This window comes from Undibacterium sp. MH2W (genome assembly GCF_049340215.1).
Classification (GTDB): Bacteria; Pseudomonadota; Gammaproteobacteria; order Burkholderiales; family Burkholderiaceae_D; genus Undibacterium.
The window spans coordinates 805637-819931 of sequence record NZ_JBMPPA010000001.1 but is presented as its reverse complement, the minus strand read 5'-3'; the positions used below and the strand labels follow the sequence as shown (position 1 = coordinate 819931).

General features: G+C 49.0%; 15 protein-coding genes. 5 read left to right on the top strand and 10 right to left on the bottom strand.

What is annotated here, in order from left to right:
* Together ACO0K2_RS03460 and ACO0K2_RS03455 are read right to left on the bottom strand one after the other, a co-directional pair.
* Nucleotides 1–219 carry a hypothetical protein gene (locus ACO0K2_RS03460; RefSeq protein ID WP_423015757.1) on the bottom strand — a complete coding sequence of 73 codons (219 nt, stop codon included), beginning with the start codon at nt 217–219 and terminating at the stop codon, nt 1–3.
* 96 nt (nt 220–315) lie between these two features.
* Nucleotides 316–2022: a M14 family zinc carboxypeptidase gene (locus ACO0K2_RS03455; RefSeq protein WP_423015755.1), complete on the bottom strand. Its 1707-nt coding sequence runs from the start codon at nt 2020–2022 to the stop codon at nt 316–318.
* 120 nt (nt 2023–2142) lie between these two features.
* Here ACO0K2_RS03455 and ACO0K2_RS03450 point away from each other — a divergent pair, with 120 nt between their 5' ends.
* Entirely contained in the window at nt 2143–3252 is a 1110-nt protein-coding gene (locus tag ACO0K2_RS03450) for a threonine aldolase family protein (protein ID WP_423015753.1), read from the top strand.
* Nucleotides 3253–3316: 64 nt separating this feature from the next.
* On the opposite strand, the gene ACO0K2_RS03445 is transcribed toward ACO0K2_RS03450, so the two are convergent.
* From ACO0K2_RS03445 to ACO0K2_RS03420, 6 genes are read right to left on the bottom strand one after another with little or no spacing between them, the layout of a single operon-like run.
* Nucleotides 3317–4663 (bottom strand): TAXI family TRAP transporter solute-binding subunit, encoded by a 1347-nt coding sequence (locus ACO0K2_RS03445; RefSeq protein WP_423015751.1) that lies wholly within the window; start codon nt 4661–4663, stop codon nt 3317–3319.
* 25 nt (nt 4664–4688) lie between these two features.
* Nucleotides 4689–5483, bottom strand: coding sequence for a competence/damage-inducible protein A (locus tag ACO0K2_RS03440; RefSeq protein WP_423015749.1), 795 nt, complete (start codon nt 5481–5483; stop codon nt 4689–4691).
* A gap of 42 nt (nt 5484–5525) precedes the next feature.
* Nucleotides 5526–6338, bottom strand: a complete 813-nt coding sequence (locus ACO0K2_RS03435) for an EI24 domain-containing protein (RefSeq protein WP_423015747.1) — start codon at nt 6336–6338, stop codon at nt 5526–5528.
* Nucleotides 6335–7288 (bottom strand): sterol desaturase family protein, encoded by a 954-nt coding sequence (locus tag ACO0K2_RS03430; protein ID WP_423015745.1) that lies wholly within the window; start codon nt 7286–7288, stop codon nt 6335–6337. Before ACO0K2_RS03430 ends, ACO0K2_RS03435 begins: the two co-directional genes overlap by 4 nt.
* Nucleotides 7289–7340: 52 nt before the next feature.
* Nucleotides 7341–8201 carry a polysaccharide deacetylase family protein gene (locus ACO0K2_RS03425; protein ID WP_423015743.1) on the bottom strand — a complete coding sequence of 287 codons (861 nt, stop codon included), beginning with the start codon at nt 8199–8201 and terminating at the stop codon, nt 7341–7343.
* Complete coding sequence (locus ACO0K2_RS03420) at nt 8164–9135, bottom strand: cytochrome D1 domain-containing protein (RefSeq protein WP_423015741.1); 972 nt, start codon at nt 9133–9135, stop codon at nt 8164–8166. Before ACO0K2_RS03420 ends, ACO0K2_RS03425 begins: the two co-directional genes overlap by 38 nt.
* 249 nt (nt 9136–9384) lie before the next feature.
* Between ACO0K2_RS03420 and ACO0K2_RS03415 the strand changes: the two genes are divergently transcribed.
* Nucleotides 9385–9741, top strand: a complete 357-nt coding sequence (locus ACO0K2_RS03415) for an FKBP-type peptidyl-prolyl cis-trans isomerase (RefSeq protein WP_162021193.1) — start codon at nt 9385–9387, stop codon at nt 9739–9741.
* A gap of 112 nt (nt 9742–9853) precedes the next feature.
* Here the strand turns inward: ACO0K2_RS03415 and orn are convergent, their stop codons facing one another.
* A complete protein-coding gene (gene orn / locus ACO0K2_RS03410) occupies nt 9854–10441 on the bottom strand; it encodes an oligoribonuclease (RefSeq protein ID WP_423015739.1) in 588 nt (195 codons plus the stop codon).
* A 39-nt stretch (nt 10442–10480) separates the two neighbouring features.
* On the opposite strand from orn, the gene ACO0K2_RS03405 reads away from it, so the two are divergent.
* From ACO0K2_RS03405 to rsgA, 3 genes are read left to right on the top strand one after another with little or no spacing between them, the layout of a single operon-like run.
* On the top strand, nt 10481–11749 hold the full coding sequence (locus ACO0K2_RS03405) for a M48 family metallopeptidase (RefSeq protein ID WP_423015737.1): 1269 nt from the start codon (nt 10481–10483) through the stop codon (nt 11747–11749).
* A 23-nt stretch (nt 11750–11772) separates the two neighbouring features.
* A complete protein-coding gene (locus tag ACO0K2_RS03400; RefSeq protein ID WP_423015735.1) occupies nt 11773–12123 on the top strand; it encodes a 4a-hydroxytetrahydrobiopterin dehydratase in 351 nt (116 codons plus the stop codon).
* Nucleotides 12123–13037 (top strand): ribosome small subunit-dependent GTPase A, encoded by a 915-nt coding sequence (gene rsgA, locus ACO0K2_RS03395; protein ID WP_423015733.1) that lies wholly within the window; start codon nt 12123–12125, stop codon nt 13035–13037. The genes ACO0K2_RS03400 and rsgA overlap by 1 nt, the downstream gene beginning before the upstream one ends.
* A gap of 107 nt (nt 13038–13144) precedes the next feature.
* Here the strand turns inward: rsgA and ACO0K2_RS03390 are convergent, their stop codons facing one another.
* A complete protein-coding gene (locus ACO0K2_RS03390; RefSeq protein WP_423015731.1) occupies nt 13145–14290 on the bottom strand; it encodes an alginate O-acetyltransferase AlgX-related protein in 1146 nt (381 codons plus the stop codon).
* Nucleotides 14291–14295: the final 5 nt, after the last annotated feature.

Sequence of the window (14295 nt, the reverse complement as noted above, 5' to 3'; positions counted from 1 at the left end):
TTACTCCGTTGTGAAATGCGTCACTTCAATAGTTGGCAATTCTGCTGGCTTCAGACCAACAGCGTGCGCTACTTTTGCTTTATCACCGGAGTTAAACGTTGCCTGCTCTTCATGCGATAACCCGAACTGTGTCATCGCGTGAGACGAATTTTTCGCATGAGCTTCACGCGCATCTGCATTTTGATCAAGGTGATTCAGGTAATCCAATAACTTTGCCATACACGACCTGTCTAAAAAAGGTTGATAGGATTGCAGCAGGCGTAGATTCTATTATGTTTTCACGAAAATTGTAACAAGATGCAAGCTTGTAAAAAATTAATTAATGCGTAACACCGGATAACGGTTCCATTCAGGCTCAATAAAGCGTTGGCAACGCGCAAAAATAAAATCTAACACGGCCGTTTGATCATGCAATAACGCAGGATTTTCTTGCTTCCAAGCATCAAAAGCGACGCGAACGGCAGGCTCATCACGCAAGATTTCAGCGGCAGTGTCTTCGAAGACATAATCGGAGTACGCTTCCTTTTTCTCCAGACAGCTGTTAAAGAACCCCCAACGGAAGAAACTGTCATGGCCTTGTGGCTCTAGCGTCTCAACGATGTAGCGCGCCTGAGGTTGATCGAGCGGAATCAGGTAGTCACCTGCTTCTACTTTGACCTGCTCTCGATGGCTTTGAAGCGTTAGATCATCGTGAAACAGATGTCCCTCATACGCATGAGGGCGCGAAGTCACCCCGGTGATCCGGTACACATCGACATCCATCACCTGATCTTCACTTATCTGTTGCATCCGCACACCGTTCCATAGAAGGCGCTCAAGCACAGCGCGCCACGACTGAGGCACTACGTAGGCTTTTGGTTGCTTTACAGAAATATCTGCGATGAAATGATTGAAGTACGGGATGGTTTTTTCCCATGGCTGCTCGCGGTTATAAGACAATCGAACGTATTGACCAATCGTACTCGGATGATAAACCGCTTCGTATCCCTTAAAGAGAAATTGCGATGGCTGGCTATGATCCGCAGTCCAATGAACCGCCACTTCTTTATTGACACTCGCCGCCTCACGGGCTTCCGCACGCAGTCGCTGAATTGACGTCGCGTTGGCCACCGTAAAATTCAACACCGTCTCGACCAGTGCGCGCATCGATTCATAACGATCGGCAAAGGGTTTGAGCATGTGTGTTTCTGGCATAAACCCAATTGTGTGATGTAACGCGGCATATCCGGTCGAAAAACGCGGGGTCTCCAAAAAGTCTTCAATCCCATGATCTGGGATATCTTTGATGGGATTGACATAAGGACAGGTAGGCCATCCACGTTCTGCCATCTCAGCATAAATGGCCGGCAGCATCTGGTCTTTGAGAAAAGGACCTAATCCATAGCCCAACTTATCGGTCTGCGTCTGAATCAGCGTCATTGTGTAATGATAATCCGCACCATTCGAGGTATGGGTATCGACCATCACATCCGGGCTCCAGGCGCTAAAGAACTGGTTAAACGCTTGCGCATTGAGACTATCGCACTTAATAAAGTCGCGATTTAGATCCAGATGCAAACTATTTCCCCGGAACCCAAAACTCTCAGGACCCTCTTGATTAACCCGTGATGTGTTCTGGCGGTTGAGGCTACCATCCACGTTATACAGAGGGATAAACAAAAATACTGTCTTTCCTAACGCAGCCCTGCGTTCAGGTTGAAGACAAAAATCTCTCACCAGCGCCATGCAGCCATCAACGCCCTCTGGCTCGCCGGGATGAATACCATTGTTATTAAAAAAAACAGGACGACCCTGTGCCTTTAAACGCTCACGATCAAATTCACCGTCTGCCGTCACGATACCCGCATGCAAAGGACGACCTGCATCGGATCGCCCGATTTCAACAAAATGCAGCACGTCAGGATACGCTTGCGCCAGTTCTTGATAGAAGCGAATACAGTCGCTCCATGACGTGGTCTGATTGCGGTTACCGCTTTCGTAGGGCGTGGTAAAGTTTGGGGCAAACGTCGGCAATGTAGTCATGATCTGGCAGTGTCTGATAGCAGGAAAAACCTGATTCTAGCCTACATTCCAAACGGAATTGAGACTCATGGCATACTGCCACTTAAAATTTTATGTGGACTTTAATTTCAGGAGAAAATCTTGACCGACGCGGAATTATCAAAATTAAAAAGTGCCTGCCATACGCTACTAACAGGTCATCGTGCGCTCTCACCCGCCGATACGTTCACACGGATGGCGCAATGGTGCGAGCAGCATCAGGTCGACTTTGACACTTATGGCGACGGTCCGGTGGTACAAGAATTCGAGCAAAAAATTGCGTCATTGCTAGGAATGGAGGCAGGCTTATTTTGCATTACCGGGACAATGACGCAAGCAACCGCCTTACGACTTGCCACTCAGGAACGTCGGAGTCCACTCGTGGGCTTGCATGCGAGTTCACACATCCTGATCCACGAACGTAGTAACTTTCAAACCCTACAGCACTTCCAATCAATCACCTTGGGACAACCTCATCGGCCTTGGGCCCTCAAGGATCTCACGTCACAAGTAGAGCCACTTGCCGCCCTACAAATTGAGTTGCCTATGCGCGAAATTGGTGGCCAATTGCCGACGTGGGATGAATTAGAAGCCATCAAAGCACATTGCCATGCGCATCAGATTCATTTGCACATGGATGGTGCCCGACTGTGGGAAGCCGCCGCCTTTTATGGCAAAACCCTGAAGGAAATCGCGCACGGCTTTGATACAGTCTACGTCTCTTTTTATAAAGGGATGGCAGGCATGGCAGGGGCCATGCTGCTCGGAAAGCCCGCTTTTCTCGCTAAAGCCAAAGTGTGGATTCATCGGCTAGGTGGTAATGTGTTCCGCCGGACACCGTATGTCGCCTCAGTTGCGATGCAATTTGACGAGCGTCTGGCAGCGATGCCCGCTTATTTTCAGCGGACGCAACAGCTGTACGATATCCTGCATCACTACCCACAGTTCCGCACCAACCCTGCACAGCCGCAAGCCAACATGCTCCACCTGCATCTACCTGTCGCACCAGAAAAAGCCATCGCGATTCGTAATACGATTGCACAACAGCATGGGATTTGGCTCTTTAACAATGCCGTCGCGAGCGCGTTACCGGATAGCAGTATGTTTGAATGGTACGTCGGAGATCAGCTTTTAACGATGAGTGATGAGCGCTTGCGTCAAGCCTTGGATCTGTTCGCAAATGCATTAGAAAGCGCATCCACCCCAGGTTAACGCCTTTCTATCTTGCCTCTTTCGGTGGTGACGTCCAACCTCGTCACCACAATCTGCGCCACCATTACAGCGATTGAGCGACTTCCGCGTTCTTCATGCGTTCTTGCAACCGATCCCGCACGAAATGGATATGGCTACGCAAATGATATAACTCTTCCATGTAAGCCAATGGCAGACTCGTATTATTGACTTTGTCCTCGATCTCATCGAGATGCTGCAACTGTTTCTCGAGACGCTGAACAGGCGAATTGGCGTCCGTTTCGTCAATCCACTGCTCCACGATGCGCAACTGACCATACCAGCGATAAATACGCGACCGGATCCGCCAGACATAGAGCGGCGGGATGACTTTGGACAGTGGCAAGAGCAATGCGCCTGCGGTAATCAACACGACCCACATCCGGTCAAAAAAGTTCGCCATCCAAAAACTCATATACCGTTGCAGCATCGGTGGGCCATTTTTATAAAACTTTTCGGCTTCAGATGCGACCGGAATTTCAGTGTATTTATCAGAGGGAAATTCTCCCTGATCGCTAAACCAATCTGCTTTTGAATGAATTTTATGTGCCGCCTGCAACAATAGGCCCATCAAGGCGGGATGCAAACTTTCGTGTGCCACCAACGTTGCGGTCGGTGCGATCAGATGATAATCACGCGAGGGAATATCTCGCCCAATATCCACGATACCGCGAGGTAAAACGACACTCGATAAGAACGTGAATCGGCGGGTGTAGGCCTCCGCTTGGACAAAATCAAATAAGCGTACGTCTTGTCTTTGGAGCAGTTGCTGCACTAATGGTGAATCGCTCGCAGAGCTAAATACCAGCGCATCAATTTTACCGTCGAGAAATGTCTTCGTTGCATCGGTGTCATTGAGGCGCATGATCTGTAGATCACTCTCCTGCATCGCGTTGACGCTCAAAATTTGGGAGAACATCTGGTGCATCCCATTGCCTTCTGCACCGAGATTGACGCGCTTGCCTTTAAACTGACTGATGGTATCGAACTCTTTTTTACTGCGATAAAAAATCCAGATAGGCTCATAAAATAAGCTACCCAGTGACACCAAGCCTTTCTCCTCGGCAGTTTGGGCATCCGTCGAACCACTACGAACAAAACCCACCTGGATTTCAGAGTCTGGATCACTAATTTTTTGGAGATTTTGCTGGGAGCCTTGCGAGGCATTGATGCGTAAGGTCACCTTATTTTTCGCCAACTCTGCCGCATAAAGTTGAGCAAACCGCTGGTAAGAACTATCGTTAGGACCAGCGGAGAGCTCAATCACTCGATCCGGTGCTGGGTCCACTAAATAGTAGGCAGCACCAGCAATGACAGACAGCACCAGCAGCATCGGGCCAAATGCAACCAACAAATCGCGTATGGAAAATAACGTGAACTTAATTTTTTTCATTGAGCCTCGTGCACTTAGGTGCAATTTATGTCGGTGAAATCAATACATACTCCGCATGTAACGCAGCTAATCCTGCGCACATTTTTTCGAACGCCGATTCTACCTGTTGCGGATCACCTTTGACACCTAATTCAATGTGGCGACGTTGTGTTGCGGTCCCCACGCTGGGCAAACTAAAGACTTTAATCTGCGGAAAATCGGCTTCCAACTGCTCCATCAACGGCGTCAACACGGACTCAATGGCTTCGTACACGATGACCGCTTTTTCTGCACGTGCTTGCTGGTGAAACAAATGGGCATAGTAAGTATCGAGCACCCATTCCATCATTGGCCATGCCATCACGGGAAAGCCAGGCACGAAATAGTGTTCTTGGATTGAGAAACCAGGAATCTTGTTAAACGGGTTGGGGATCAACTCTGCTCCGACCGGAAATTCCCCCATTTTGAGTCGCTGCAGATTATCTGGTGCTTCCAGATCGACCACTTTCCCCGCTTCTGCGGCCATGTCAGTGATGCGTTCTTGAATCAGCTTTTTGGCACCTGGATGTAGCGTGATCTCACGATCAAGCGCCTGGGCAGCGCACTGGCGCGTATGGTCATCGGGCGTTGCACCGATGCCGCCCGTCGAGAATACGATATCTCCCGAAGCAAAACTGCGTTGTAGGGTTGAGATAATCCGATCACGTTGATCACCAACATATTCCGCCCAATCCAACTGCAATCCTCTCGCCGCCAGAATTTGAATGAACTTGGATAGATGCTTATCCTCGCGCTTTCCTGACAGAATTTCATCGCCAATGATAATGATGCCAATTCCCATAATGCGTCCTTTGTGTGAAGTATTCTGCAGATCTTACGCCGACTACGTTGGCTCTGCTTGCTGACGATGTTGTTCTAAGGCGGCGAGGCAGTAATGTTGAAACCAAAGCCCAGTGAATACAAACACCAGCACATAAATCCAAATAGCGACACCGGCCATCAACGGTAAAAATAAAACAGACACGACACCCCCGAGCCACAACAAGCCTGGGGCCGCGCCAACTAATCCTGCAACGGTACCGATAAACAATAACTGCCAGCGGTGTTGACGCAATAATGCTTTGCGCTCTTCCGCATCGGCGTGGGCTGCCAATGCGTCATAGACAATCACGCGATATGTCAGCCACCCCCACAGCAAAGGCTGCAAGACCAGACTGATCACCGGAAATAAGGTCAATGGCAAGGTGAGTAACCACACCGCCGCAAACAGCAAAAACGAGGTCATCGAAAACCACACGCTACCTATTACCGAGCCACCACGTCGCTGCTCAAGGTCAGGATAATGCCGAGAACCGACGTGCTTATTGATGGTTGGCATCGCAAATAAGCCGATACAGAGTAACGCTGTAAAAATCATCAACGGTAGCAATAACCACATGGCGACCAGCGGCGCAACCATCGCTTTAAAAGCAAACAACCCTAGCATCGCCAATATTTCTCCGGCACTCTGGAAGGTGTTGTGGGCGTTGAACCATTGTTGTACAAAATCGATGAGCGCCTGCATACCAAACCACATGACGACACACCAGATCAGTAAAGCGACAAAAAAAGGCAAAAAGGTGAGCATCAACATTCGGATGTGCAACTGGGACGCAACAGCCCTCCCCCAGGACAAACCAATTTGGGCAATACTCATTTGTGATCCTTTCCACACATGCGTTTGAGTCCCAGCCATTGCTGAGACCAGAATCCAGCGCCGTATTCTCGTGCAAATCCTTCGGGGGCCGGCAATTGATCACGGATCCCCGTCGCCACAAACGCCTGACTAAAATGCGCTGTTCCAAACAAGACATCCCAAATGGGAAACAACACGGCAAAATTATGCCCACCGAGAGTCCCCTTACCTTGGGTCTCATGGCCGATACCGATCGCGTGATGGATACGATGAAATCGGGGGGAGACGATCACATATTCACCGATTTTTCCAAAATGAACACGGATGTTGGCATGCTGAAGACTTTGCAGCGCTTGGGTGCCCATCACCAAAAGCACGTACTGCCCGGGTTCAACACCGATTAAGATCGCGATGACACCCATATACACATCGCGCAAGAAGTCATCGAGTAAATGGTTACGATTATCCGTCCATAAATTCATATCGCGCTGGCTGTGATGCAAACTATGCAATCCCCACCACCAGTTAAACTGATGCTGCGCACGATGATACCAATAATCAAAAAAGTCCAGCACCACGACATAGGTCAAGAATAACAGCACCGGATGCGTTAAAAATCCAGACCACATGGTCTCGAGATTAAAAGGATTCATCCCCTCAAAATGCAGTAGCGCCGTTAATTTATCGAGTAACGGGTCCAAGACGAAAAAAATGAGCATCGAAAAGGCGCCCAACCGGTGGAGTGCCGTATAAATAAAATCGTTCCACCGTGCATAGCGATTTTCAATCTTCTGGACTGGAATCCACGATTCCATCGGGCGCAAAATGATAAAGACCAACAATAACTGCAACGCACCAAAAATAAACCATTCGACGCCTTCAAAAGCATCTTCAACAAACTCACCTAAGCCCAACGAAAACATCGCGGGCTGCACTATGGTCTCAAAAATCCACGCCTGAAGCGTTGTCATTACGTCTGAAAAGTTCATACCTTACGATGTCGTGTTCATCCATTACGATGAGTTATTTTGAATTCACTGGCACCCCTCGTGCCGACGTGGAGGTTTGCAGTGGGACTGACGTCTTGAAAGCAGGATGTTCGCGCAATGTGGCAAAACAAAATCCTTTACGTTCCAATCCAGTAATCAACGGCTCCAGATTCTCTGGCATCCACGCCTGCTTACGGGACCAAATCCCCAAATGTGCCATAAAAATATCGCCGTCACGCAAATGGTCTAATGCACGTTTTAACAAAACTGGATTGCTGAATTTTTCGCTGGACAATTCATCACCAGAAAATCCCGCTGGCGACCACCCCACATGGCGGTAGCCACATGACTCACCGGCCTTAAGCAACTGTGGCGTCAGCTTTCCGCCCGGTGCGCGCCATAAGGGATCGAGCTTTTGACCAGTTAATTGAGAAAAACGTTCATCAACCCGATGCAATTCCGCACAATATTGTTGGGGCGTCCACGCTAACTCTTGCCCAGCATGTGCGCCGAACTGCGGTTTGACCAGTATCCGTCCATCAGGTAAGTCTCTGACAACATAGACATGATCAAAGGTGTGTGTACCGAATGCATGCCCCTCGGCGGCTAATTGTTTCCAATAGGGGCCCCAACTGGGGTCAAGTGAATAATCCCCTTGGATCGTTTTTTCGTTTGCGAGGAAAAAACTGGCTTTGATCTGGTGTGCACGCAAAGTCTGCGCGACGAGCATCGCTTGTGACTGACTTCCGGTATCAAAGGTGAGATAGACCGTCGCCGCACAATGATTTGTTTCATGATTGGTTGGCGCTGCCAACGCAGCGGGCAACCATGCTGGCGACAAGGCCAGCAACGTCCATTTACATATCTGGCGCACGATTGGCAAAGAATACTCCATGGGGTGAGCGTCCAACTGGAATCAACTTAATGACTTTTCGGGAAGCGATATCAATGACAGCGACCTTTTTAATCCAGCGCAAGGTCGTCCAGAGTGTTTTACCGTCAGCACTCACCTCCATACAATCAGGACCGCCCGGCACAGGAATACTGCCGACATTTTCTAAGGTCTGCTGATCAACGATCGTGATTTCGTTGGAAGTACGATTGGAGACGAAAATATGGCGTTTATCGCCAAGCGCTCTGAAATTATGGGTACCAACACCCGCCGTAATTTTTTTGACTGTCTTTTGGGCACGCCAGTCAATCACTTCAACGTAGTTACTGCCCATGATGCCGACTAAGAGATACTTATCGTCGGGTGTCATCGTGATCCCCGCAGGTAATTTGCCGACGGGCAGTGTCCATTTGACCTTTTGCGTTGCCAAATCAATGGCCGACACTTGATCACTACCCTGCTGCGTGATGAACGCCGTTGTGCTGGCCTTGTCAAACGCCATGTGACTCGGCAACTTGGCTAACGGCACACGGCTGGCTAATTTGAGATCTTTGCCATCGTAGTGATAGATATCCACGCGATCAAGCCGTAAGGAATTGGACACAAACCATTTTTGATCTGGCGAAAACCCGATCTGATAGGGATCTGCAACATCCTTTAAACGACGCTGGATCTGTCCTGTAACTGGATCAAGAAACACCAGTTCATCACCAACCGCGTTCGCAACGATGAGCGATTTATTGTCGGGCGTTGCCATCAAGTGATGCGGCTCTTTACCGACCGGGAAGGTACTGACTTCCTTGTAGGTCTGCTGATCTAACAGCGTCACGGTCGCATCCCGAGAATTCAGAACGACAACCACGTTCGCTTGGGCTGTTGAAACAAAAAATGGCGTAAAAAGAGCAACCAGCAAAGATCCGAAAAGACGACGACGCATGAACAAAGACCGCTAAAGAATGAAATAAGCGAGCATTTTACCGTGCATGGACGGCAGGTGTTCGCTCTGGCGGGTGGTTTTCCGCTTTTTATTGTGGATTTCATGGTAATTGGACAATTCTAGTATTTCCATAAGGAAATTTATCATCCAGGGGTACGCCTCAATACAAAATACCCGTGCAAATAAAAGCGATCACGAACAATTTGTTCTACAATTGCCCCACTTTTTTTTCAAGATGAAAGGTTTCCCATGAGCACGATCACCACCGTAAGCGGTTTGCAATACGAAGATAAAGTTGTTGGCGAAGGCGCAGAAGCGCAAGCTGGCAACCACGTTGTTGTTCATTACACAGGCTGGTTGCAAAATCCGGACGGTAGCGCTGGCAAAAAATTCGATTCCAGCAAAGACCGCAATGATCCATTCTCTTTCCCATTAGGCGCAGGCCATGTCATCAAAGGCTGGGATGAAGGCGTTCAAGGCATGAAAATTGGCGGCACACGTATTCTGACTATCCCTTCCAGCTTGGGCTACGGCCCACGCGGCGCGGGCGGCGTGATCCCACCAAACGCAACACTGATTTTTGAAGTGGAATTGTTGGGCGTGTAATCAAGTCGACAGGCTTTAAAGACATAAAAAAAGCGCCTTTGATGGCGCTTTTTTGTTGATCAGGAAATCAGCCCACGGCACGCCATCGAGGTCGCCTCCAGCGGGCTTTCAATTATTCCTTGATAAAATGCTGGCGGTAGTACTTCAACTCTTCAATCGATTCCACAATATCCGCTAGGGCTGTGTGTTTTTGCTGCTTTTTGAAACCAGCCAGCAACTCTGGCTTCCAACGACGGCATAATTCCTTGAGCGTCGACACGTCTAAGTTGCGATAATGGAAATAAGCTTCCAGTTTCGGCATGCCCCGCACCATGAAACGACGGTCCTGCCCAATCGTGTTGCCGCACATCGGCGATTTGCCCGCTGGTACATATTGCTTCAAAAATTCGATTAACGCTGCCTCTGCTTCTGCTTCGGTGACGGTCGATGCTTTCACCTTATCAATCAGCCCAGAACGGCCATGCGTTCCCTTATTCCATGCATCCATCTTATCCAAAGTTTCGTCGGATTGATGAATAACGAACACCGGACCTTCGGCAAGCACATTGAGTTGTGAGTCGGTAACGACAACAGCCACCTCGATAATTTTGTCCGTATCGGGCTCCAGACCCGTCATTTCCATGTCTACCCAGATCAAATTCATCTCATTTGGACGGGCTGGTGCACTTGTGTTTGCTTGAATGTCGGTAGCTTGTGACATAATTCTTCCTTAGCTTTTTTACGAATCCCTTATTTTCCCATGAATTCAGTTACGTTTTCGGTTTTCTTCGTTGGCTTTCTGCTGACGACACTCGTCGTGCAGTTCTGGTTAGGCTCACGCCATATTCGCCATATTCTGCAGCATCGCGCAACGGTTCCTGCAGAATTTGCGGCGAAAATACCACTCGATGCACACCAGAAAGCGGCAGATTACACGATCGCAAAAACCAAATTTGGTCTCGTTTCGCTCCTTTTTAACGCTGTTGTGCTGATGTTATTCACCTTATTTGGTGGGTTGCAACTGTTATCGGTGGTGGTACTGAAGCTCACAGGACCAGGCATGGTCTATCAGATCGGTTTATTGGCCGCCTTTGCGGTGGTCAGTGGCATCTTGGATTTACCGTTCTCTTATTACTCCCAATTTGTGCTGGAACAACGCTTCGGCTTCAATAAAATGACGCCAGCACTGTTCTTTGGCGACATGATCAAAAGCACAGCCTTAGGTGCTGTGATTGGCTTACCGCTCGTATGGGTCGTCTTAAGCTTGATGGATAAATCCGGTAACTTATGGTGGTTATATGCTTGGTTTGTCTGGACAGGATTTCAGTTATTGATGATGCTGATCTATCCTAGTGTGATTGCGCCGCTATTCAATAAATTCACACCGCTCGAAGATGATAGTTTGCGTAGCCGCATCGAAGCACTGATGCAACGCGTTGGGTTTGCATCGAAAGGGTTGTTTGTGATGGATGGCTCCAAACGCAGCGCACACGGCAACGCCTATTTCTCTGGCTTTGGCGCGGCGAAACGGATTGTTTTCTTTGATACGCTGATTGCCCGCCTTGCCCCGGAAGAAATTGAAGCGGTATTGGCACATGAACTGGGGCATTTCAAACTCAAACACATTGTCAAACGTATGGTCGTCATTTTTGCCGTCTCGTTGGCATTTTTGGGCTTGTTGGGTTATTTGAAAGAGCAAGTCTGGTTTTATACTGGGCTAGGTGTTGATCCGATGTTGCTAGCAAAAAATGATGCGATGGCACTGATTTTGTTCATGCTCAGCCTGCCGGTCTTCACGTTTCTCTTTTCACCACTGACATCGATTAGCTCACGCAAACACGAATTTGAAGCCGATGCGTTTGCCGCTCAGCACACCAATGCGCAGGATCTCATTGCTGCGCTCGTTAAACTGTATGAAGACAATGCATCAACACTGACCCCGGATCCACTCCATTCGGCATTTTACGATTCACATCCGCCAGCGACTGTGCGCATTAGTCAATTGCAAGCGGCGTCACTGACGCGATAATGAGAATAACCAAGGATATTACGATGATCAAAACAACCGACTTACTCGCCATCAAATCGCAACCGACAGAAACAGGACTGGCTGAGGCAAACTTGCCTGCTTATTTAGCTGCCACTCCAGGTTGGGAGCAAGATGGCCCGCGTATTGTAAAAACATTTCAATTCAAAAATTACTACGAAACACTGGCGTTCATTAATGCGATCGCCTACGTCATTCATGCAGAGGACCATCATCCAGAGCTGGTGGTGACCTACAATCGTTGCGTGGTCAAATTTGATACCCACACCGTCAACAACGGCAAAGGCGGCATCTCCGTCAATGACTTTATTTGCGCTGCGAAGGTGGACGCTATTTTTGAGCAAAGTTTTTCGTAATGGCACACCTTCAAGGTCTGGTTATTGCCGCGCATGGCCGTCACTATTTGATCCAAGCGGACATCGATGGTGTCCAACAAAAATTGCATTGTGTGACGCGAGGTAAGAAAAGTGATGTCTCAGTTGGTGACATCGTTGAATTTGCGCTGACCTCAAAAAATCAAGGTGTCATCGAGGCCATCACTGACAGAAAAACACTGTTGTATCGCTCGGACCAGTACAAATCAAAAATGTTGGCAGCGAACCTGACCCAGCTGTTGATTGTCGTGGCAACTGAACCCAGCTTTACCGATGACTTGGTTTCACGCGCATTGGTCGCTGCGGAATCCTCTGGCATTAAGCCCCACCTCATTCTTAACAAAGTGGACGTTACGGAGTCCCTTCCCAAAGCACGTGAACGGGTCGGTTTGTATGCCAAACTTGGTTATCCGGTCCATGAAGTGTCTGCTAAAGGCGACCCAGAAGGCACACGCCAGCTATTGACTGCCCTCATGCGTGGTCAAAGTACCATTTTGATCGGGCAATCAGGGATGGGAAAATCGTCGCTGATCAATTTACTGATCCCTGACGCAGAGATCGCCACCCGCGAAATTTCAGCCGCACTCGATACTGGCAAACATACGACGACGTTCACGCGGCTGTACCACATGGACGACGAATCGTACGTGATTGACTCGCCAGGTTTCCAGGAGTTTGGCCTTCATCATTTGTCGGAAGGGATGCTAGAGCGGGCATTTCCGGAGTTTTTACCCCACCTCGGCCATTGCAAATTTTACAATTGCCATCACCATGCTGAACCGCAGTGCGCGATTTTAGAAGCGGTCAAGCGAGGAGAGATTTCAACAATGCGCCACGAGATGTTTGAACAACTGGTGCACGAATCCAATCAAACGATTGGCTATAAACCGCATTGAGTACGATAGGCAAGCTGCACATCAACGCCAGACATCACGCCAGACATCAATGGCAGTACCGATAAGACATAAGCCCTATCGGTACTTGTTTTATAGTACGGAACGTTTTACAGCTGCCCTTTTTTTAAGAGATCCAACCACTTGCGTTCGGTATCTTTAAACGGTTTTTGCAACATCCGTTCCGGTACTTCCCAAATCAAGACCTTCGGTGGCTCTTGCTGGAAGGCCTTGCTTTGCAGGTAAGTCATCGCCGCGCCATCAAAATCTCCGCCATCCTTCGCTAGGTTCGCCACTGGCATCCCCAAATGCTGACTGATGAAGGGCACAAAATTACCGCGCAAGCTAAACGAAGTGCCGACTAACGCCACGGAAGGTAAGCCGCCATCACCAAATAAGTCATCACTTTTATTCACAACGGGAGCCACCGTGCTCGTGGCTACCTGCTCTATGGCTGGACGCAATAGAGCGGGAAGACCTTCCAGATTGGAGACATGGGACAAGTCACCAGGACGCTCTGCGGTGACTGTTTTAATCGATCCGGGTGCAGGTTGCAAATCGGTTTTCTCCGCCAACTGAAGTGCCTGTAGACGGGCTGCGATGGCCACAGCGGCCGCATTGGCACCGGTCTCATTCCAGTGAGAATCCGTGCGGTAATATAGTTCGCCTTGGGTAGATGCCAAAGGTGCACGTAAATCAATGACTTCGACCTGATTGGAGCGCAATGTGTTGATCCAATTCTCTGCCCGAGCAGCAAAAGCGGAGGGACGATGGACTCCACATAAATGGGCCTCTTCAATGCGCGTTTTATCTGGCACCACCGCCATCACCAACTTCACACCCCGTTGCTGCAATTGTTTCGCTACTTGCTCGACCATGTAAGCACGGGCATTCGCATTTTGTTCACCACCATCAAATGTCGTCAGCTCTTCTGTTAGAAAGAACCAACCTGAACACCCAGCAGTGACAGCAGACCCAGTATCACGAGCGAGATTCCAGTCAACAGCACGTTGAATCTTGGAAAACGGTTTGCTCCAAATGAAATGGGTATTTAACTGCGACGTAAATCGGCTTGTTGACTCACCTTGGATGATCCGAGACCACGGTGCCATTTCCTTCCAGTCAGCAGAACTGACGTCGCGTAACGACGAGACAGTAACCCCCAGCCCCACCACCATCATCACCGCAAAGGCGGCTGCAGGGACAAACCGCCAAGCACCCGCTTTTTTTGCGTCAAAGGAAAAAGATTCGCTCATGATTT

What these genes read in the sequence shown, in the direction of transcription:
- ACO0K2_RS03460 (WP_423015757.1), bottom strand. Translation starts at nt 219, where the DNA reads ATGGCAAAGTTATTGGATTACCTGAATCACCTTGATCAAAATGCAGAT.
- ACO0K2_RS03455 (WP_423015755.1), bottom strand. Translation starts at nt 2,022, where the DNA reads ATGACTACATTGCCGACGTTTGCCCCAAACTTTACCACGCCCTACGAA.
- ACO0K2_RS03445 (WP_423015751.1), bottom strand. Translation starts at nt 4,663, where the DNA reads ATGAAAAAAATTAAGTTCACGTTATTTTCCATACGCGATTTGTTGGTT.
- ACO0K2_RS03440 (WP_423015749.1), bottom strand. Translation starts at nt 5,483, where the DNA reads ATGGGAATTGGCATCATTATCATTGGCGATGAAATTCTGTCAGGAAAG.
- ACO0K2_RS03435 (WP_423015747.1), bottom strand. Translation starts at nt 6,338, where the DNA reads ATGAGTATTGCCCAAATTGGTTTGTCCTGGGGGAGGGCTGTTGCGTCC.
- ACO0K2_RS03430 (WP_423015745.1), bottom strand. Translation starts at nt 7,288, where the DNA reads ATGACAACGCTTCAGGCGTGGATTTTTGAGACCATAGTGCAGCCCGCG.
- ACO0K2_RS03425 (WP_423015743.1), bottom strand. Translation starts at nt 8,201, where the DNA reads ATGGAGTATTCTTTGCCAATCGTGCGCCAGATATGTAAATGGACGTTG.
- ACO0K2_RS03420 (WP_423015741.1), bottom strand. Translation starts at nt 9,135, where the DNA reads ATGCGTCGTCGTCTTTTCGGATCTTTGCTGGTTGCTCTTTTTACGCCA.
- ACO0K2_RS03415 (WP_162021193.1), top strand. Translation starts at nt 9,385, where the DNA reads ATGAGCACGATCACCACCGTAAGCGGTTTGCAATACGAAGATAAAGTT.
- orn (WP_423015739.1), bottom strand. Translation starts at nt 10,441, where the DNA reads ATGTCACAAGCTACCGACATTCAAGCAAACACAAGTGCACCAGCCCGT.
- ACO0K2_RS03405 (WP_423015737.1), top strand. Translation starts at nt 10,481, where the DNA reads ATGAATTCAGTTACGTTTTCGGTTTTCTTCGTTGGCTTTCTGCTGACG.
- ACO0K2_RS03400 (WP_423015735.1), top strand. Translation starts at nt 11,773, where the DNA reads ATGATCAAAACAACCGACTTACTCGCCATCAAATCGCAACCGACAGAA.
- rsgA (WP_423015733.1), top strand. Translation starts at nt 12,123, where the DNA reads ATGGCACACCTTCAAGGTCTGGTTATTGCCGCGCATGGCCGTCACTAT.
- ACO0K2_RS03390 (WP_423015731.1), bottom strand. Translation starts at nt 14,290, where the DNA reads ATGAGCGAATCTTTTTCCTTTGACGCAAAAAAAGCGGGTGCTTGGCGG.